We start from the raw sequence: 21,118 nt of genomic DNA, 5'->3' as shown, positions 1-21,118 counted from the left end.
ACATAAAAACACGATGTCTTTTAAGACATCGTGTTTTTATGTCAGAGATTCATCTCTTACTTCAATAATTTTATTATATATTAGCATCTTTTTCTCTTATCAAAATTAAACTGAAATGCCCGATGAGCAAAAAGACTGAAGCTAAATAAAAGCCTGCTTTCATACTTCCTGTATAAATTGATAATACTCCTGTGATATAAGGAGCTAGTACACTTGAAGACATTCCTATAAAATTGTATAGCCCAAAGGTTGTGCTATATAGATTTTGAGGAGCATTATTTGCTACAAAAGCTACAATTATAGGATCCATTGCAATTTTCCCCATAAAGCCATATAATACTAGCCCCACTATAATCCAAACAGTACTATTAGTAAAACCAATTAAAAAAGTGAAGATTGAAGAAAATATCAACATAAACTTCATGATTTTGACATGTTTTTGAAAGCGGTCGTTTATCCAACTAAATAAAATACTCCCAGGAAGCGCTAAAAGTGCAATTATTGACGATAAATAACCCGCTATACTACCTTCTATTCCTTGTTCAGTTTGAAGATAATAAGGAAGCCAGGTTACCATAACTGAAAATCCATATAATGAACAAAAAGCAACAATATAACTAACTATTAAGTTTCTGTTCATTAGTAAGAGTTTAATTGAACTTGAGAATTTTTTTTCTTCTATATCAATTTTCCTCTTTATTGAATCTTCATTTTTACTATCATTTTTAATAGTAAATAACATTATTATTGACACTATTATTGTTAGTAGGGCAAAAATAAAAAAAGTAATTCTCCAACTAAACCCTAAAGATAGCGTAAAGTAACTAGAAAATATAAACCCTAAAGATAACCCTATCGCTCCTCCACTATTTATTATTGCACTCCCAATTGTTCGATATTTATTTGGAATAGACTCTGATGATAATGCAAATTGTGGACCATAAAAAGTTCCTTGTCCAATCCCGGAAATCATCCATGCAGATATAAGTAACAAATACCCTTCTGACAATCCCGTTACAGCTAAAAATATTCCAGAAATCAGAAATCCAGGCACGAGCACCCACTTTTTTGAATACATATCTCCTAAATAGCCTGATGGAATTTGTACAATTGTATAAGCTAAGAAAAACAAACTATTCATAAGCCCTATTTCTGCATTGTTTAATGAATAATCACTTTTAATCTCCCCTATTACTGGGGTTAAAATAGCGCGATTTCCATATATAAAAATCCAGCCTAAAAAAAATACAATAACTAATCTTATCCAATAAGGAGTCATTTTATTTTTTTTATTTTCTATTAATACTTTTTGTTTCATTATGTCCCCCTTTTAGAAATTTAATATCAGGGTCTTTGCTTGTAGTAGATCTGAATTGAATAAGATAATTAAATAGCTAATTTAAATAATAAATAAACAACAATAAAACATTGTTTATTTATTATTTATAAATTTACTTAAACCGTGTTAATATGCTAATTCATATAATGTATGAATTAACACATTTACTCCTTCAGCTAAATCTTTAGGATCCGTATACTCAAACGGAGAATGACTAATACCTTTATGACTTGGAACAAAAACCATGGCTGTCGGTATATATGGTGCTATAATCTGAGCATCATGACCTGCACCACTATGCATCATTTTATACACAATATTATTTTGCAAACATTGCTTTTCGATAATGTCAGTTATATTTCTATCCATTGGTACTGGTGCAGCATCCATCCACATTTTAATCTTTATTTGAACTCCTAATTGATTTGCAACTTTGTTCATTTCCTGTACTATTTTATCAGTAAATTGATGCAATTCTTCTTTTTCTACATGTCTTACATCTATCGTAAATATAGCTTTACCCGGTACTACATTTACGATATTGGGTTCTACTTTAATTTCCCCAACAGTGGTAACAAGCGGCTCCCCATGTTCTAAAGTCATGGTATGAATCCTATGTATCATATAACTAGCTGCACTCATCGCATCTTTTCTATATTTCATTGGTGTTGTGCCTGCATGATTGGATTCACCAATTATTTCAACTGTAAACCGTCGTTGACCAACAATGTTTTGGACAATACCAATGGATCTCTCTTCTTTCTCGAGTACTTCTCCTTGTTCTACATGAAGTTCAACAAATGCTTTAATATCCTTACGAGCATATTCTGGATTAGCTTTAAATGTGAAACCAGTTTGTCTCATCACCTCTACAAATGCTTGACCATTAAAATCTGAGATATTCTGAACATCTTCTTGTTTAGCAATCCCAACAATATTTTTAGATCCCCAAAATGTATATGGAAATCGACTTCCCTCTTCTTCGGCCATGGATACAACCTCAATATTCCGCAAAGGCTGTCCATATTTTTCTTTTAAATATTTTATAGCTAAAAATCCAGCGATAATACCATACTGTCCATCAAATAATCCTCCATTTTTTACTGTATCAACATGAGAACCAGTTAATATTGTTTCGTCTTTATATTTACTACCTTCAAGCATTCCAAATAAATTTCCGATTTCATCATAATGGATAGATAATTCCTCTTTAATAAAAAGCGTTTTTAGAGACTCTTGAGCCTCTAGCCACTCTGAACTATATAAGAACCTGGATACACCCCCTTCTGGATCTTTTCCACATTCTCCTAACCAATGAAGTAAATCGAGTGTATCCTTTCCTAATTGCAACTTATCCAGTGTATGCATTAATTTCCCTCCAGTAAACTTCCAATTAATTTACTCTTATCCCCTTAAATGTTTCCTTCTTCAAAATGTGTATTCGGAGAAGTCTCCTTAAAAAACATCATGATAATTAAACTTATTCCAAGAATGATAACAGCTGAATAAAACCCAGCAGCCATACTGCCCGTTAAATCGGCTAAATAACCTGCGATAAATGGAGCCACAATTGAGGATGACATTCCTATAAAATTATAAAGACTAAACGCTCGGCCATATGATTCTGGATTTACGTTCTCTGAAACAGTTGCAATTAGCACCGGATCAAGCGCTATTTTCCCAAAAAGACCATAAATAATAAGAGCTCCAATCATTAAAGGAATACTTTGAATATACACCGTTGCCCATAAAGAAATTGCAGCGATTGGAACCAATGTAAATACAAATATCTTTTTCTTTCCATATTTATCAGATAAATAACCAACAAAAAGTGACCCTGGTATTGCTGCCCATGGAACTAATGATGAAATAAAACCTATTTCACTTCCCTGAAATCCGCGCTCCACTTGTAAATACTTTGGTAACCACGTCATAATAACTGTAAATCCATAAATAGAGCAAAATAATACAATGAATGTAATTAAAAGATTACGGTTCTTTAATAAAGAAAGCATACTTATATCAGTCTCTATATCTATGACTGGATTACTTACATCTTTCTTTTGTCTCTTTCCTTCTTTGACAACAAAACCAATGAACAAACCGCATAAAATGGTTAAAACGGAAAATATGTAAAACATCATTCTCCAGTTTATTCCCCATTCCAATACAAGAGTACTAGAAGAAATAAAGCCTAATGATATTCCTAAAGCAGCTCCGCTATTAATGATGGCAGAACCGATACTCCTTCTTTTATTTGGTATTGCCTCAGAAGAAAGTGCGAACTGCGGTCCATAATAAGTAGCTTGTGTAAGTCCTGTTAAAGCACGCGCCACTAAGAATCCTGTAAATCCAGCCATAATACCACTTACTCCTGTAAAAATTCCAAATAAAATAAAACCCGGAACCAGAATTATTTTCCTCCCAAACTTATCGCTCAATGTACCTGCCGGAATTTGTGCGATTGTATAAGTGAAAAAGAAAATACTATTTACTAAACCCAGTTGGGTATTGTTCAAGTTATACTCCAACCCTATCTCTCCCAATATAGGGTTTAAAATATACCGATCTGCATTAAGAAATATTGTTCCTAAAGTAAATGCTAGTACAACTTTCCACCAGTAAGGAATCAAAGTAGTGGATTCTCCAAATTTATCTTGTTTTTTCATTAAAGATTCAGACATATTAACAATACTCCCTTTACATTTTCCAGTGAAAATCCACCTTATTTAATATTTTTATAAGCATAGTACTTTAACAATTTCTCTCACAATTTATTTTAAATCTATTTATCTCCCTATCTATTTATAGAGAATCTTTCAACCATAACTCTGAAATAATTGGATATCCAACAACTTTTCGAATTTTTTATAAGGCCTATTTCATATATTATTATTTAATTCTAATAACTACATCGACAAATCATCCAAATATATACTGTTTTTTTAGTTATTATAACCATAGTTAGGGATAACGCCATTTACTCTCAGGTTTCCTGTTTTATAATGGCTGTTATTTAGCAAAATATTATTAATCAATTTATCCAGTTATTATTTCCCATAACGTAGTATTTACATTTAAACTTTGTAATACATTCTAAGAGTTAGTATAATCTACTTATTTAGTAATTTGGCTCTTAATATCCTACATAAGTCACCCTTGGAGGAAATCGAATGAAACTATATGATATTATGAAAATCCCTATCTTCGATCAAGCTAAGCTTATCGCTGGTCATAAGGGTGTAGAACAAGAAGTTTATACCGTTAATATGATGGATGCACCTGATATTATTCATTTCTTAAAGAGAAACGAATTGCTAGTTACAAGTGCATATCATTTTAAAGACGATATGTATGCATTACGAGAACTTATCATACAAATGAAGAAACAAGGTTGTACAGCTTTAGGTATAAAAACTAAACGGTTTTTACAAGAAATACCCGAAGATATTATTTCATTAGCAGATGAAATTTATTTTCCAATTATTGAGCTCCCATTTGACATAGGACTAGGAGATCTTGTAAATCAAACCTTAAGTTATATTCTGGATATGCGAACTAATGAATTACATCAAGCAATGCAAATACATCAACAATTTTCAAATCACATTATAAGTGGAAAAGGCATAAATATGATTTTGGAAAATTTATCATCACTAATTCAGTTACCAGTTGTACTACTTGACTATCACTTGCGCCCTATTTCCGAACACAATAACACTAAAGCATCTATTCAAAGTTTAAAGAAGTTTTTTATAAACGGGCGTAAACTACCGTTATCAACAATAGAAATTGTTACTTTTTCTCTTCTTACTAAAACTCGTGATACAGTTTCAATTTTTCCCATTTATACACAGAATAATCAATACAGCTATTTAGTTATAGACGGCTTTATTTCACCTTTAAATCGTTCAATGGTATTGGCTGTGGAACAAGCTGCAAACGTCCTTGCTTTTGAATTAATAAAAGAACATTCTTTAAGACAATACTCAAGACGCATTCAGGATGAATTTTTTACGAATGTTATTAATAGTGTTTTCTCTACTCAAGATGAGATTATTAATCTAGGAAAAGAATTTAATTTATCATTTGATCAAAAATATATTTGTATTATAGGAAAAATAGATATAAAAGAATTCACTATGTCATTTATGGAATATCAAGAAGAAAAGGATCTTATATATGACTTGATAGAGGAAGAACTAAATTCTTATACTGCAAATGTTCATTTATTCATAAAAGATGATATGTATGTTTTGTTGGTGAATTGTGATGGCATTTGGAGACAAACTGAAAAAGAACGAATGATCTCTTTATTAAAAAACATACAGGTGAAAATCTATACATATTTTCAAAAAAGCATATCTTTTGGAATTGCTAATTCTAGCGAACAATTGTTACATATATCTCATTCATTTAAAGAAGCAACAGATGCATTTTACTACGGTGAAATATCAGGGAGTAAAGAATTTATTGAGATCTATCAAGCAAAAGAAATCTCAGCGATTTTACGTATGATTCCACAAGAACAATTAAAAAAGTTCTATGAGAGCACACTACATTCACTTGCAAATGAAAATGAGAAAGATCATGCTGTACTATTGCACACGTTATCTGTTTATTTAGAAACTCATTGTGCAATATCCGAAACTGCTAAACGTTTATTTTTACACCGTAATACCGTTATTTATCGTTTAGAGAAATGTGAAGAAATACTTGGACGAAACATAAAAGATCCAAACGAAACTTTACAATTAAGAATTGCATTTAGAATAAAACCATTAATCCATGTTTGAGATTTATATAAATTAAAAGCTCATAAATAAATTTTAATTTGTTGGTGCTACTCATTATAAATACATATTATTTATGAACCGTTTGATTCTTTGTCTTTTAAAATATAAAATAACTATATTTCTTCCTTCCTCTTTGGGAGGATACACTTTGCGGCACCTCCTGTAGTTTTGATTTGCTAAAAATCATTAAGAATTTCATAGTAAATTTCGCTATAACCTAAAAAGAACTTGTAGGTATTACTACAAGTTCTTTTTAGGTTATAGCGATTTCGATGACATCGCTTTTTTCATCTTTAATATGTTGGGCATATTCTCCAGTAATTTCGGTTTAAATTATGCGAGTGGCCCCTACCTAATTAGGATTACAATGTGGTTATTCATACACAATCCCTTTGATTTGCTCTGTCATATTCCATAACTCCCCAGACCACTTTCTATCATAAACTGCCGGTTTAACTTTTTTCCTTATTTACACATTGATACAATATTTTTCTTCTAGTGGAATGTAATCCGCCTCTTTTAGCTCATTAAAAGGGCGTAATTGTACACTGTATATCGTATCTCCCGCTGCTTTCATTCCCGAAAAAAAATAAATTTCTCCTTCTATTTCGTAGGCAGGACGTATGATTAGCCCTTTTTGATTTTCATACTGGACATGACCAATTTCAACAATCCCTTCATTTAACAAGGCATCTCGAGCATTTGTATAGTCATTTCGAAAATCGGTATGTATCGTTTTATAAGACATTGTATCCCTCCAGCGGTTCGATGAGTGGTTTTTAACTAAGTACAATCTAGGTGTCTAGCATCTATTTTTAATGACATATACGTTTAAATTCAATGTAGGAAAACATAATTCCTAGTTTGTTCTTGTTCTTTTATGAAAAAGTAACATTTGTCATGTTGTGTTTATAGAATCCAAAAAGAGTAGCACCCTTACTCAGGTACTACTCTATCTTTACGCAATTGTATATATGGCTTAATATCCAAGTATGCCGACAATTTGAGTTGCTTTATTGTTACGAATGGAATAATAAATTTCTAAACCCTTACGTTCAGCTTTTAGTATTTTACCCTTCATTTTAGATAAATGTTGTGAAACCGATGATTGGGGTATCTCTAAAATTTTTGTTAGCTGAGAAACATTAAAAGTATTATGCTTGCTTAGCTCGTTTACAATACGTAAACGAATTGGATGCGCCATTATTTTTAGAATTTCAACATCTTCTTCTGTAATATTAGTTTTTTTTGATTCGAGTACAGTGCTTGTCATAGTTATTCTCCTTTATTACTTTCTTATAAGAAGTTATTTACCCTAGTATTCCGTATCAAAATTTTATATATCTTAATAGATAAAAATCAATGTAACATTAATAAATTCTATAGTTATTATATACCGGATTTTCTATTCGAGTGTGAAGTTCATCTGGAGTTTTCGTGATTTTTGTATATCCTAATGTACAACTAAATGAATGTATATCTGAGGTCTGATATTGCATAATTGTAAATAACAAAAATACAAAGTTCTCATATTTACTAAAGGTAAGTAATCCTTCTATTTTATTTTTCTACAATACAATTACGTTCTTACAGGGGGACACCACACATCTATCAACTTAAGAATGGCAACAAAGTGTACTTTCATTTTGTGGGGTAAAGCATTCCTAAAATAGAAGCATACTCTTAATAATACGCATACCAAATAAACCCTATCGTTTAATTAAAAGTTAAGGAAATAGTAATAAAATCCTATATTTATGCGATTAATATAATGTCACACATTTTATAGGGTAAAAAGGAAAGGATAGATGAACAGGAGAATATACCTGTTTACATCTATCCTTTTTTACAACAATATGACCACATTTACTACTACAACAAAGATTTTTATCATAACAAATTTTCATATAGTTATTGAACTATTTTTTGAATAACTAAATTGACCTCTTCGTTAACTTTAATTACGAATAAATGGTCCCCTTCACCTTCAATTGGATTAACTCCATCTTCATTAAAAGATTCAGCATGTTGTCTACCATATCTATTAAACTAGCGGTTTTTATTTTCCCTGATTCCTTTCCATACCTAAGGTACCCAAAAGTCCACTGGATTCCCGAGGCTACCATCCACATTTGCGTCTTTGAAAAGGCATTTTGTGCCACTAGACATAACTGTAGATTCCTGAACAAGCAAAATCATGAAAATACACACAAAGTTAGATTATCATCCATTACATTACTGTTTTGCTTCGTTCGAATAGAAAAACTCGGAAGAACGCCACTTGTTCGCTATCTCCTCAATGTGATAAGGTGTCGTTCTGCAGCATCCACCTATTAAACGTGCACCTGCTCGGTACCATTCATCAGATTGAATATCCAACGCGTTACATTGTTCATGACCATGCCATGTTTTTGTTTCCGGATTATAAGTTTCACCAGAGTTTGGATAAACAATAATCGGTTTTTTGGTGTTTGCCCTCAACTCTTGGATTGCACCAGTCACAACGGCTACTGGCGCACAATTGATGCCTATCGCTACAATTTGTTCACTTTTCTCAAAAGCTCGTGCACACTCCACGAGTTTCATACCTTCACTAATCTCTTTCTCATTTTTTAGCGAAAAGGAAAGCCACGCATATGTTTCTGGAAACTCACGCAATAATGTATCTAATACTCTTGCTTCTTGCAGGGAAGGGATCGTTTCAAATGCCAATAGATCTGCACCTGCTTCAATTAACGCAGACATTCTCGAACGATGAAAGTCTGCTAATGTTTTATCTGTCACACCATAGTTGCCTACATACTCTGAACCATCTGCAAGGTAAGCGCCGTACGGCCCAACTGATGCAACAACCAATGGTTTAGGCCTATTCGTTTGCGTATTTTCCTTCCAAAAATCATCTCTTGCCCTTCTTGCAAGTAACACCGTTTTCTTAATTAATTCCAAAGCTTCCTGTTCTTGTATTCCACGCGCGGAAAAACCACTAATAGTAGCTTGATAGCTTGCTGTTATGGCACAGTCTGCTCCAGCACGAAAATAGTCCGAATGAACCTGATAAATTAGTTCCGGATTTTCTAGTAACACACGTGCCGACCAAAGGGGATCGTCCAAATTACATCCATGCGCCTCCAATTCAGTAGCTAATGCTCCGTCAAGAAGCATAATGGAATGTTGGGATAAAATAGCATCAATTGGGTTGATTTTGTTCGACATAATCTACACCCCTCTTTTTTAGATTTTTTGTTAGATAATAACTTCCATAGCAAAATAAAATAAAAAGTATGCCGCAATATAAGGCAATTCTCTGTGTTGGATCGAATGCAATTCCAATACACGATGCCAGACAAAGGATAAAAGAAGCAATTGGTACTAATGGATATAGTGGTGTGCGATAAATCAAATCCTTTTCAGAATTTCCTTCTTTTAAAAATTGTCTGCGAAATAGGAACTGGGAAGCACTAATACTCATCCAAACTATAACTACTGCTAGACCGGAAATGGAAACAAGTACGATATAGACAGTATCTGGTGCCACAATACTTGAGAGCAAAGCCAAAGCTCCACCCACCATGCTGAAAATGACGGCGTTGATTGGAACACCTTGCTTCGTCATTTTCCCAAAAATCGGGGATATCGTATTCTTATTAGCAAGCGACCAAAGCATTCTAGAAGAGGCATAAAGGCCTGAGTTTGCCGCAGATAAAATGGCTGTTAAGATAACGAAATTCATTATGTCAGCTGAATATGGCACCCCAATTCGTTCTAGAACTGCAACAAAAGGGCTCTCTAATACCCCTGCATCGGAAATAGGCAATAACGCAGATAAAACAACAATCGTTCCTACAAAAAAGATAATTAATCTCCACAGAGTAGTTCGAATGGCCTTCGGTATCATTTTTTCCGGGTTCGCTGTTTCTCCAGCTGCAATGCCTATTAATTCCGTTCCCGAAAAAGCAAAATTAACCGCAAGCATGGTCATCATAATGGCCGTAGCACCATGAGGAAATAAACCTCCACTTGTAAAATTAGAAAAGAATGGTGCTGCTTTTGAATGAGTCATCGGAAGAAACCCTAGCATTGCCGCTACTCCTAAAACAATAAAAAACACAATAGCTATAACCTTTATCGATGAAAACCAAAATTCGGATTCGGCGAAAAATTTAACAGTCAGGACATTTAATACAAAGATCAAAATGGCAAAAAGAGCACTCCATACCCAAACATTAACCGATGGAAACCATCGCTTCATAAGTAATCCTGCAGCTGTAAATTCAGAACCTAAAGCAACAGTCCAAGTTAACCAATACAACCAGGCTACTGTATACCCAGTACCCGGTCCAATGTATTTAACTGCATAACTATGAAATGCGCCCGTTTCAGGCATATGTACGGAAAGCTCGCCTAAACATAGCATAACTAGATAAACCACTAGCGCACCAACCAGATAGGATAGAATTGTTCCAAATGGGCCAGCTTGTTGAATAGTGTAACCCGAACTTAAGAATAAGCCAGTTCCAATCACCCCACCAAGTGATAGCATGACTAAATGACGTGCTTGCATTTTCCTTTGAAATTCTTGCCCATTTTTGTTCTCCATTTCTAATCTCCTTTAGTTACTATCCAGAAAAAACAAAAGCGCACTCTAAAAAAGAGGGCGCTACTGACAAATAAAAACGGAAGCTCTCATCTATCAGGATTATCACCCGCTGGAATTAGCACAGTGTCTACTTAAGCAGACCTGTTGCTGAGGTTTCATAAGGCCAGTCCCTCCACCTCTCTGGATAAGAAATATTTTTTTATAACCTTATCAATCCATTCAATAACTGTCAAGATAATTCTGTTTTTTAAAAAAATTATCTATTATAGAAATACAAAAAATAGAGTATTACTATAACTGCAACCCACTCCTTCTTGGGTATTATTTAAAAATCGAACATACAAAACCTCATTTATTTATGATACGGTTCACAAGCACTTCCTCACAATTTAATGCACTTCTAAATATCTTCTTACTTCTTTGGCTATGGGGTCTCCATACACATCCATCAACTTAAGAATATGTGACGAGACCCCTTACACTATAAAATTAATTACTATTTTCATATCTTTCTTTAAATGTGATTTGTAACATACATCTGTCACAATTTGAACCATAACTTTACCCTTTTAGAAAATTATGGATCAAGTATCAAATAACAAGAAAATGAATACTAATTGTTACACGTAATATAAAAAGATTATAAGATCAGTACTCTTCAAACAAATTAACCAGCTCCTCAAAATTAAGAACTGGTTAATTTGTGCTTAAATATTACATTGATTTATTAGTATATAAAAATTATTAAATTCACTATATACTTGAAACAATAAATACAGAGTTACCTACCAAATCGTATCTTCCAAAGTAATTAGGTATTATAAAGTGGTCCCCTTTTTTAAAGCAATAATGCTCCCCTTCTTTAATTAACTCACCTTCACCTTGTATTACACTAACAAGAAGGAATTTTTTTGATTGTTCTAAACTAGTTAGTCCATTTAACTCCCATTTTGTTACTGAAAAATATGGACAGTTAATAAAGTTAGTTATACTCAAATCATCTACTTTTTCATGTTTAACCGTTAACTGATTCGATATAAATGGAGCTTCTATTACATCAATGCTCCTTTCAAGATGCAGATCACGTAAATTGCCATCAGAATCTCTTCTATCATAATCATACAATCTATAGGTAGTATCAGAATTTTGTTGTGTTTCTAATACTAAAATCCCTTTACCAATTGCATGGACAGTTCCACTCGGCACATAGAAGAAATCTCCAGGTTTCACCTTCACACGATGTAACAGTTGGTTCCACTCTTTTTGTTCAATCATAGACATTAATTCTTCTTTTGTTTTCGCATGATGCCCATATATAATTTCTGCGTCTTTAGTGGAATCGATTACATACCAGCACTCTGTTTTTCCTAGTTCTCCATTCTCATGCACGCTAGCATATTCATTATTAGGATGAACTTGAACAGATAGATCTTGATTGGCATCCAAAATTTTTGTAAGAAGAGGGAAACGCTCCCCCTCCATATTTCCAAATAAATCTCGATGGTTATCCCACAATTCACCCAAGGATAGCCCTTTATACTTTCCGTTCTTAACAATACTTTGTCCATGTTGATGTGCAGCAAAAGCCCAACACTCTCCAGTTTGATTTGATGGAATTTCATATCCAAAAGAAGTTAAATGTGTCCCACCCCAAATTCTTTCTTTAAAAACAGGTACAAAAAATAATGGCTCCGTCATGATTATAATCCTCCGTTCTATATAATTTCACCTAGTAGCTTGTATGCTTCTTCTTTTGTTTGGACGGATAATAACCGCTCTCTATAACTGTCATCCATTAGTTTTCGAGAAAGCATTTGAAGGATTTTCAAATGTTGATTTCCCTCATTTTCTTTTGGTACTGCAATCATAAATATTAATTTTGCTTCAGTTCCATCAAGACTCTTCCAATCTATCCCTGATTGTTTAATCCCAAATACCACGCTCGGTTTCCTAACAGCATCTGATTTTCCATGTGGAATAGCAATGTTTACACCAATCCCTGTAGTACTTTCTTGTTCACGATTCATAATAGCTTGTTTAAATTCTGTCACTGAATGCAATGCACCTACATGCTTTAATTTTTGAATCATCTCATCAATGATGTCATCTCGTGTTTCTCCTTTTAAATCCGTTTCAATTAATTCTAAATTTGTAATATCTGTTAGCTTTTTAATTTTCATCTTCTCTACTTGTGAACTTTTGCTTTGTGCTTCTTGCTCCATTTGTTGCACTTCTATTGTTGCTGATACTTCTTTTATTTGTTCAATTTCTTGTTTTTCTATCTTTGAAATGTCTTTTTTCAATACATTTACTAAAACAGCTGTCACAGTAGAACCTACTATTACAGCCACAAAAAACATAAATACATTATCTACTGCCCCTAATACAGCAACAATCGGACCACCATGTGCCACTCTGTCTCCTACATGACCAATCATAGCAATTGCCGCACCTGTCATTGAACCCGCCATTATACTCGGAATAACACGAAGTGGATCTTGGGCTGCAAAAGGAATTGCACCTTCCGTAATACCGAAGAGCCCCATTGTAAATGATGCTTTACCCATTTCTCTCTCTGAATCTTGAAATTTCCCCTTACCTATAAAAGTAGCTAGTCCCATACCAATTGGTGGGATACATATTGCCGCAGCTATTGGACCCATAATTTCATAGTTTCCTTCTCCAATCATTGCTGAACCAAATAAGAATGCTACTTTATTGACTGGACCACCCATATCAAATGAAATCATTGCACCTAAAATTAATGCTAAGAGAATTGAACTTGACCCTTGCATACCTGCTAACCAAGCTGTTAATGATACGAAAACTTGTGCGACAGGGGCACCAATAATAAATACAAATGCTAAACCTACAATAAGGGAAGTAAATACCGGAATAATAATAATCGGCATAATTGGTTGAATCGCTTTTGGAACTTTTAATTTTTTGATTCCTAATGCTATGTAACCAGCTAAGAAACCAGCGATAATTCCACCGAGAAAACCAGCACCACTTTCACTTCCGTAAAAGCTTCCTGTTGCTGCAATATATCCACCAATCATCCCAGGAACAAGTCCAGGTTTATCCGCTATACTATATGCAATATATCCAGCCAGTATTGGAACCATGAACGTAAATGATGCACCACCAATTTGTTCAATGGTTTTCCAAAAAGAACCCTCTGGAATCACTAAACCCCCAGGAGTTTTTTCTCCCCCAAGTGTTAAGGCAATAGCAATTAATAATCCTCCAACTACGATGAATGGGACCATAAAAGATACACCATTCATTAAATGACGATATATCGGATTTTGCTTTTTTTCCTGTTGGTTACTTTCTACTTTTTTTGACTGTGAATGATAAATAGATACATTCCCGCTGATTACTTTCTCAATTAATTCTGCTGGTTTACGAATACCATCCTGCACTCCAACAACCAACAATTTTTTCCCTACAAATCTATCTTTATTTACGACTCTATCCGCAGCTATAATAATGCCGTCCGCCTCGCGAATATCTTGTTCAGTTAACTCATTTTCTACCCCTATTCCACCTTGGGTTTCAACTTTCATTTGGACTCCTAATTTATCCGCTGTTTTTTGTAAATTTTCAGCTGCCATATAGGTATGGGCAATCCCATTCGGACATGATGTAACCGCTAACAATTTCATTCTTCATCCTCCTCACACTTTTTACTAAGCGCCTACATTTACTATAAATTAATATTAAGACGTCAAAAGTTTCATTTTTTACCGTAACTTCCGGAAAATAAATCTTTTACCTAAGCAAATAACAGTTATTTGGGCCTCTACTTTTCGGTTAATTATGTAAAAAGGACAAAAATTTCATTACGTTTGTTTCTTTCGTAAGTTTTTGAATAAAGGATGGTTGCTCACTTATAAAGGATAGTTCCTGAAACAATTGTTTCGTTACCTCTTGTCCATCACTTTTAACTGCTAGCATAAATACAAGTGATACCTTCTCTGCTCCCCAATCAATTGGTTCTTTTAATGTAGCGATTGCAATTACTGACTCTTGAATAAATTTCGGATTTCCATGAGGAATTGCAATTCCTCCCCCAATTGTTGTTGCTGACATTTTTTCTCTTATAATTGCATTTTCTGCATACTCTTTATCTACATAACCCTTACTATGCAAAGCATATGCTAATTTTTCAATTAACTCATATGGATGTTGTATATCCTGTTGTAAAAACACTAAAAATGGAGATGTATAATTGAGCATAACAAAGTCTTTTTGTTCTTTATAACTTGGCTCATCACAATTTTGTATAAATTCTCCTAGCTTCTTTTCTTCCGGTCCTTCTAATAATGGGGATACTACTATATAAGGAATGTTTAATCTTGAGAGAGTAGTAGTTGAAATAACAAGATCCACATCACGATGTTTCAAAATATAACCTTGTAAATCAGCTTTTGAAATACAGTCCATCACATGGATATGACGAAATTTACGCTCAATTTTTGTACGTAACAATTGCGACATGCCAATTCCCATATGACAAACAATAATTACATTTTTAGATTTCCCCTGGTAATCTAATCGTTCAACAGATGCTTCAAAGTGTAGAGTAAGATAAGCCGCTTCTTCTTCTGGAATATATATAGTTAGAGATTCATTTATTTCTTCTAATACTTGTATCAATACATTAAACGCATAGGGATACATTCTTTTTATATCGTGTAACATTGGATTCGAGACAGAAAGATCATAATTTAGACGATTCAATGCGGTATATAGATGAATTGTTAACCCTTCAATTAAAATATTGTCTTTACTGAAATCAATTCCATACAACTTCGACATACGTTTAACTAATTGCTGTATAACCATAGAAAGCATTGGATTACTTTCAGTAAGTGCGCTATCCTGCATTGGTTTATCTTGATAACGGATTTTCCCACCTAAAATATGAGCTGTTAAATATGTAACTTCTTCCTCTGTAAAATGAACAGAAAAAACACATTCCAGCTGTTTTAAAAATTCCAATGTCCATATATATTCTTTTGTTTCTTTCAGTATTTTAATTTCCTTTTCAGCATTTAAAATAGGTTGCTTAAGCTTCATTCTCCGTACCATAAGCAACGTATGCACTAATAAACTTTCAAATGTATCATCTGTAAAAAACAATGCATTTCGTTTTTGTAACGCTTTCAATTCGTTCGTAACAAATTCAACCTCATGATATTGAAATTGTTCTTTAATAAATTGATTCGTAAGATCAGAATTACCAATCAAATCTGATAATCTAGCCAATGCTCTTCTTTTTTTCTTTTCATTTCCATCAATAATAAGTCCAACTCGCTGTTTTGAAACAATGGTTAAATCAAAATGATGTAACCATACTTCAATTCTATCTAGATCTTTTTTTATAGTAGTTCGACTTACAAAATGTTGGGATGCCATTTCCTGTGCAGTAACTGCCTTAACATTCATTAATAAGTTGTATGCAATTTGTAGAATTCTTTCTTCATCTGATTCATACTTTGTGCGATTATTAATACAATAAAGTTTATTAAACAAGTCCACCCTTTCATATTCCTCAACCTCTAAGTACACACCTAGTCCCGGTTTCCTAACAAGAATCGCACTTGAATAATTCGCAAGGTGCTCCACAATTATTTTAAAGTCATTACGAATTGTTTTTTCAGAGCAATTCACCTTATCCGCAAGGTCTTGTACTAATGAATAGTCGTTAGATTCAGATAATAGCAGAAATAAAATTTCTTTTTGTCTTGTATTCATAAATTCCACCTATCTCTTATATCTTTCTATGTTATATGCATTACTTTACAAGGTACTTTTACCCTCTCTTATAACTAGCACTTTCGATTATTTATACTCACTTTTAAATTTTAACTACCTTACGTTAAAAAATCTTATTTAGAATTAATTACTTTTCTTGATACCCCAGCATCTAAGAAGATAATTAATTCCAATATACAGTAAAGTAGCCCGATTAAAAGTTTAATTTATTACCAAGGCTCCGGAAAATCTGCCTTATTTCTGTAACGAAATAAAATTAGTTAAAACTAGCAATGGGAGCGATAATCGAAAATAGATTAAAGCTTTTTTGTTGAAATTCTATAAATCAACGGGCGGAATAATTCATTTATTATAAAGACACAAATTTTGATAGGAAAGTACTTGCACTATGCATACCTCATCCTTTTTTGCTTAAATACATAAAACTCATATAACGCTAACTACTTTAATTTACGAAGACTGTAGTAATAACGAAACTCTTTAATAAAATAAAGTCGAAAAAACATTCAATTTTTACCTTCAATAAAAAAATCCTATATTGGTAGTTTTTTTATCTACATAATTAATTTTAATCTCTCTTCTAGAACTTCCCTATCCGATTGTGATTTTGAAATTATAAGACATGTATCATTCCCACAAATACATCCTACTTTTTCTTTCCAGTCTAAAGAGTCTAATAACACACCTATAACATGTGCATTACCCGGTAAAGTTTTAATGATGGTTAATTGATTTATATAATCAACCTTTACGACAACTTCCCCCAATTTTTTCTTTAACATCATATCAGTTTGTATACTATCTCCTGTGAAGTTTTTATATATAGTTAAACCATTTGAAGAAACTGTCTTTATTATATTTAATTCGCGAATATCTCGCGAAATAGTGGCTTGTGTTACAATTGCCCCCTTTTTTGCTAACAGCTCTACTAACTTTTCTTGTGTATCTATTTCATGCTCTCTCACCGCTTGTTTAATTAGCCTTTGTCTTTTCTCTTTTCTCATAAAAGACGCCCCTTATATCGTTATACTTTTATTATATCTTGGCATAAATTTTATTCGAAAGAGGCAAAGGAGAATGTTGCGGAAACTTTCATAGTTTTGAGTACTTTACGCCCCTATAGGAGCACACCACACATCCATCAACTTAAGGATGTGGACTGCTTTTTATGAATCTCGATAAAAAAAGAAATATCCTTATTCGCTGAAGAGCTATATTGATATATAAGTACTAACCTTCGATTACCAATCCTATCCATTGCAATAAAATATGATAGGTTGTAACATCTACCAGTATTTAATTAACGAACATTGTTTAAATCATTTCAACTAATATTTAAGAGGAGCATACAATGAATAAAATAAAAAGGTTACTAAAACGTAAAACGACTTGGATAATTCTTATCCTATTCGTATTTGTTTATGTAAATAACAGTTCTTTTTTTGCTGAGAGGGCCGATAGGACTCCTCTTCTTCTTGCTCACCGAGGGCTTTCGCAAACATTTAGCATGGAAGGGATTGAGGGTGATACATGTACAGCTGAACGTATAAATAAACCTGAATATCCTTATTTAGAAAATACAATTCCATCTATGGAAGCGGCATTTAAAGCTGGGGCTGATCTAGTAGAGTTTGATGTTCAACCAACTAAAGATAATAATTTTGTTATTTTTCATGACTGGACTCTTGATTGTCGTACAAATGGTAAAGGTGTTACAAGAGATTTTACAACAAAAGAATTACAAGCACTTGATATTGGTTATGGTTATACAGCTGATGGTGGTAAAACATTCCCATTTCGTGGTCAAGGGATTAATCTTATGCCAACACTTGATGAAGTACTTAACCATTTTCCAGATCGCTCTTTTCTTATTCATATTAAAAGTGATGATGAAAATGAAGGAATCCAATTGGCTGCTTACCTTAAGAAACTACCAGCAAAACGTCTTGAGCAACTAACTGTATATGGTGGCGATAAACCAATTGCTGCGATAAAAGAGCGCATCCCTAGTTTACGATCAATGTCTAAAGCAACCATGAAAAAGGATCTTCTTACTTATATTGCGTTAGGGTGGACTGGCTACATGCCTTCAAGCCTAAAGCATGGGGAGTTACATATACCAGACAAAGTAGCTCCTTGGCTTTGGGGATGGCCAAATCGTTTTCTTAATCGAATGGATAAAGCTGATACTCGAGTTATCGTTGTAGGAGGAAATGGATTTGGATTTTCAAGTGGATTTGACTCGCTTGAAGATATAAAACGTCTTCCTGACGATTATACAGGTGGAATTTGGACAAACCGCATTGATAAAATAGCACCTGTATTTCAAAAATAAAAGATGATATAACAATCAAAGTTTTTCATATGTTTAACCATTCATATTTTAAAAGAAGACTTATTAATAATATTGAAGTTTTATACACCGATAAACACCGCTGATGACCTCCATTATTTATAGGAAATCAGCGGTGTTTTTTGGATGAATGTAACTCACTGTAATTCAAACCGAAGTACGACAACAATCAAAGAATCACCTGCTACATGTAAAAAATGAGCTAAATCCACATTAATAACTCATTGTAGATAAATTATTACCCTTGCAATACCCTCTTAAATTTAATTATAGGGGGGTACCGCCACATTTCTATTAAGCTAAGGCTTTCATATAACCCCTAAATGAAAAAACACAATCTATTCTTTCTATAAAAACATAAGAATAGATTGTATTTTTTATGTCTAAATTTATATTTAATATTCAAATGTATTTCAGTCCTATAGGTTTCCTACATAGAAGAATAGAATTTTATCTATTTATAGTGACTTTTAAGCATTGCAAAATAGAATTTATATATTTATATAGTATTCTATTTAGTTTAAAAGAAATTTATATTATACTTGTAATAAATGGATATGTGATATAGCAATATGGAATGAACTTTCATATTAAATTTATCAAAAAAGAAAGAGGAAAATGAGAGATGAAAATCAGTTCAAACATAAATAACAGGTTTTATCCTTTAAATATTACAGTTTTAAATAATAAATCTCTAAGTACTACAACTTCACGTATAGTAAACAATAATCAAAAATATATTCCTGAAAGTAAGACTAGGGATAATCAACTTTCCGAAAAAAATATAGAGCAACATATCAATAACAAATATAATGCAATTAACTCACAGGGTCTCAGTATATTTGAATTTCTTAAAATGTTATTGGATAAAGGTGTACCTATGTCAATAATTACAGAAATATTGGTTGGGATGTTAGAGGGGCATAGTAAGAAGAATGAAGAAGCGGAGAAAGGGGCAGAAAAAGGAACGGAGAAAGAATTGGTAAAAGGATTAGAAAAGGGAACAGAGAAAGGATTAGAAAAAGGGTTAAGTAATATTCAAAAAGAATAACAATTTTTAGATTTTTTATATTATCAATTATTCAAAATCCTTTTTAAATATTTATTTTTCTTATTGTTCTTTAAAGTGTAAAAATACGCTATTCTTTCTGTAGAATTATGGGGAAGGATGGCGTTTTTTATGTCTGTTTCGAGATTTTATTTAAAACGTGGAAATCATTCTTTCATATACATCATTGTAAAAATAATAAAACAAGAACGATTGGAATGCCATTTGTATGGGCAACTGATTGCCATTTTACTTTGTTCTTCTACCATGTTTCAAATGCGGCAATTGCTTCTTATGAAACAGAAACGAGAACTGAGTGAATATAAGGCCATATATATGATTAAAGATTACTTTCTTCTTTTCTAAGCAATACAGAAAGACACCCAAGAGCTATCAAAGATTCTAATCCGCCTGTTCAACCTCCTACAGCAAAACGGGAGAAAATCTCATCGATATGAGAAGAAAACAGTCTTTGATATATTAGGTGTCGTTTACAATTGTACCATGTCTGATAATCAAGCGGCGACCGCTAAGTAAATCATATTCCAATTGAATTTTCATGCCTGCCTTATTACTACTCCCACCTGAACCTTGATAGTCGGTGGCTAATTGACCAGGTAGTTGAAACACTGTTGCATCTAGAATACGGATACGATTGAAAGTAGAGATTATATGTGCAGAAATTGAGTGATTTGAACAGAGTTTTTGTGTGAGAAGAGAAGTAAAGATTTCTCGAAGAAATGCTACGTGTTAACTAATCCAAATGCATAAATCGGCCAAATCTCTTGTTTCATACTTACTTTTACGTTTTACGAAACTCTTCTCCTGTGCGAGCTGTTGAAGGATACTTGGAGATAGATATCGCTGGAGTTCTTTAGCTAATAAATGAAACTCATATTGAATCGATAGTGTCATAAAAAACGCCATCCTTTCTGTATTTTTCTACAAAGAGAATAGCGTTTTTTTGATTATATGATTATTTATTATTCATTATTAGCTGGATCCTCTCCTATATTCCCATCATTACTTGGTGGCGGTGGCGTTCCATGGCCATCCCCATTGTTTGGTGGTGTTGTATTTCCCTGATCACTACCACTTTTTGGTGGCGGTGTATTTCCTTGACCACTACCATTGTTTGGTGGTGTTGTATTTCCCTGGTCACTACCACTTTTTGGTGGCGGTGTATTTCCTTGGCCAT

General features: G+C 33.1%; 15 protein-coding genes, 2 pseudogenes and 1 riboswitch. Of the genes and pseudogenes, 4 read left to right on the top strand and 13 right to left on the bottom strand.

Going from position 1 to position 21,118, the window contains the following annotated elements:
* Nucleotides 1-73: 73 nt before the first annotated feature.
* The 3 genes from DN400_RS25640 to DN400_RS25630 all read right to left on the bottom strand — a co-directional run bounded on the left by DN400_RS25640 (nt 74) and on the right by DN400_RS25630 (nt 4,023).
* The gene (locus DN400_RS25640) at nt 74-1,318 is read right to left on the bottom strand and encodes an MFS transporter (protein ID WP_147802011.1); all 1,245 of its coding nucleotides are present in this window, start codon (nt 1,316-1,318) and stop codon (nt 74-76) included.
* Nucleotides 1,319-1,465: 147 nt separating this feature from the next.
* Nucleotides 1,466-2,707 carry an allantoate deiminase gene (gene allC / locus DN400_RS25635; protein WP_098219078.1) on the bottom strand — a complete coding sequence of 414 codons (1,242 nt, stop codon included), beginning with the start codon at nt 2,705-2,707 and terminating at the stop codon, nt 1,466-1,468.
* A gap of 44 nt (nt 2,708-2,751) precedes the next feature.
* Nucleotides 2,752-4,023 carry an MFS transporter gene (locus tag DN400_RS25630; protein WP_016513403.1) on the bottom strand — a complete coding sequence of 424 codons (1,272 nt, stop codon included), beginning with the start codon at nt 4,021-4,023 and terminating at the stop codon, nt 2,752-2,754.
* 489 nt (nt 4,024-4,512) lie between these two features.
* Here DN400_RS25630 and DN400_RS25625 point away from each other — a divergent pair, with 489 nt between their 5' ends.
* Entirely contained in the window at nt 4,513-6,135 is a 1,623-nt protein-coding gene (locus DN400_RS25625) for a PucR family transcriptional regulator (RefSeq protein WP_016513402.1), read from the top strand.
* Nucleotides 6,136-6,604: 469 nt separating this feature from the next.
* Here the strand turns inward: DN400_RS25625 and DN400_RS25620 are convergent, their stop codons facing one another.
* From DN400_RS25620 to DN400_RS25585, 8 genes are all read right to left on the bottom strand, one after another.
* Nucleotides 6,605-6,883, bottom strand: coding sequence for a hypothetical protein (locus DN400_RS25620; protein ID WP_098592709.1), 279 nt, complete (start codon nt 6,881-6,883; stop codon nt 6,605-6,607).
* Between the two features lie 231 nt (nt 6,884-7,114).
* Nucleotides 7,115-7,408: an ArsR/SmtB family transcription factor gene (locus DN400_RS25615; RefSeq protein WP_000204904.1), complete on the bottom strand. Its 294-nt coding sequence runs from the start codon at nt 7,406-7,408 to the stop codon at nt 7,115-7,117.
* Nucleotides 7,409-8,370: 962 nt separating this feature from the next.
* On the bottom strand, nt 8,371-9,348 hold the full coding sequence (mmuM, locus tag DN400_RS25610; RefSeq protein WP_147802010.1) for a homocysteine S-methyltransferase: 978 nt from the start codon (nt 9,346-9,348) through the stop codon (nt 8,371-8,373).
* The gene (gene mmuP, locus DN400_RS25605; RefSeq protein WP_147802009.1) at nt 9,323-10,732 is read right to left on the bottom strand and encodes an S-methylmethionine permease; all 1,410 of its coding nucleotides are present in this window, start codon (nt 10,730-10,732) and stop codon (nt 9,323-9,325) included. The genes mmuM and mmuP overlap by 26 nt, the downstream gene beginning before the upstream one ends.
* An 83-nt stretch (nt 10,733-10,815) precedes the next feature.
* Nucleotides 10,816-10,923, bottom strand: a riboswitch (SAM riboswitch).
* Nucleotides 10,924-11,485: 562 nt separating this feature from the next.
* Nucleotides 11,486-12,430 carry a mannose-6-phosphate isomerase, class I gene (gene manA, locus DN400_RS25600; RefSeq protein WP_147802008.1) on the bottom strand — a complete coding sequence of 315 codons (945 nt, stop codon included), beginning with the start codon at nt 12,428-12,430 and terminating at the stop codon, nt 11,486-11,488.
* Nucleotides 12,431-12,447: 17 nt separating this feature from the next.
* Complete coding sequence (locus tag DN400_RS25595; RefSeq protein ID WP_147802007.1) at nt 12,448-14,403, bottom strand: PTS fructose transporter subunit IIABC; 1,956 nt, start codon at nt 14,401-14,403, stop codon at nt 12,448-12,450.
* A gap of 148 nt (nt 14,404-14,551) precedes the next feature.
* A complete protein-coding gene (locus DN400_RS25590) occupies nt 14,552-16,498 on the bottom strand; it encodes a BglG family transcription antiterminator (RefSeq protein WP_147802006.1) in 1,947 nt (648 codons plus the stop codon).
* A 575-nt stretch (nt 16,499-17,073) separates the two neighbouring features.
* Entirely contained in the window at nt 17,074-17,523 is a 450-nt protein-coding gene (locus DN400_RS25585; protein ID WP_147802005.1) for an arginine repressor, read from the bottom strand.
* A 347-nt stretch (nt 17,524-17,870) separates the two neighbouring features.
* On the opposite strand from DN400_RS25585, the gene DN400_RS25580 reads away from it, so the two are divergent.
* The 3 genes and pseudogenes from DN400_RS25580 to DN400_RS25570 form a co-directional block, all read left to right on the top strand.
* On the top strand, nt 17,871-18,854 hold the full coding sequence (locus DN400_RS25580) for a glycerophosphodiester phosphodiesterase family protein (RefSeq protein WP_065229985.1): 984 nt from the start codon (nt 17,871-17,873) through the stop codon (nt 18,852-18,854).
* Nucleotides 18,855-19,497: 643 nt separating this feature from the next.
* A complete protein-coding gene (locus DN400_RS25575; protein WP_016513394.1) occupies nt 19,498-19,923 on the top strand; it encodes a hypothetical protein in 426 nt (141 codons plus the stop codon).
* Nucleotides 19,924-20,063: 140 nt separating this feature from the next.
* Nucleotides 20,064-20,457: pseudogene (locus tag DN400_RS25570) on the top strand (IS4 family transposase); the annotation flags it as partial.
* Here DN400_RS25570 and DN400_RS25565 read toward each other — a convergent pair.
* Both DN400_RS25565 and DN400_RS25560 read right to left on the bottom strand, forming a co-directional pair.
* A pseudogene (locus tag DN400_RS25565) lies at nt 20,422-20,835 on the bottom strand (IS4 family transposase); the annotation flags it as partial. The pseudogenes DN400_RS25570 and DN400_RS25565 sit on opposite strands and share 36 nt — an antisense overlap.
* Before the next feature lie 68 nt (nt 20,836-20,903).
* A partial coding sequence (locus tag DN400_RS25560) for a hypothetical protein (protein ID WP_481747371.1) occupies nt 20,904-21,118 on the bottom strand: 215 nt, incomplete at its 5' end.

This window comes from Bacillus sp. AR8-1, from assembly GCF_008042345.1.
Taxonomy (GTDB): Bacteria; Bacillota; Bacilli; order Bacillales; family Bacillaceae_G; genus Bacillus_A; species Bacillus_A cereus.
Note: the sequence above shows the minus strand (reverse complement) of the source record. Positions and strands in the feature narration are given on the sequence as shown.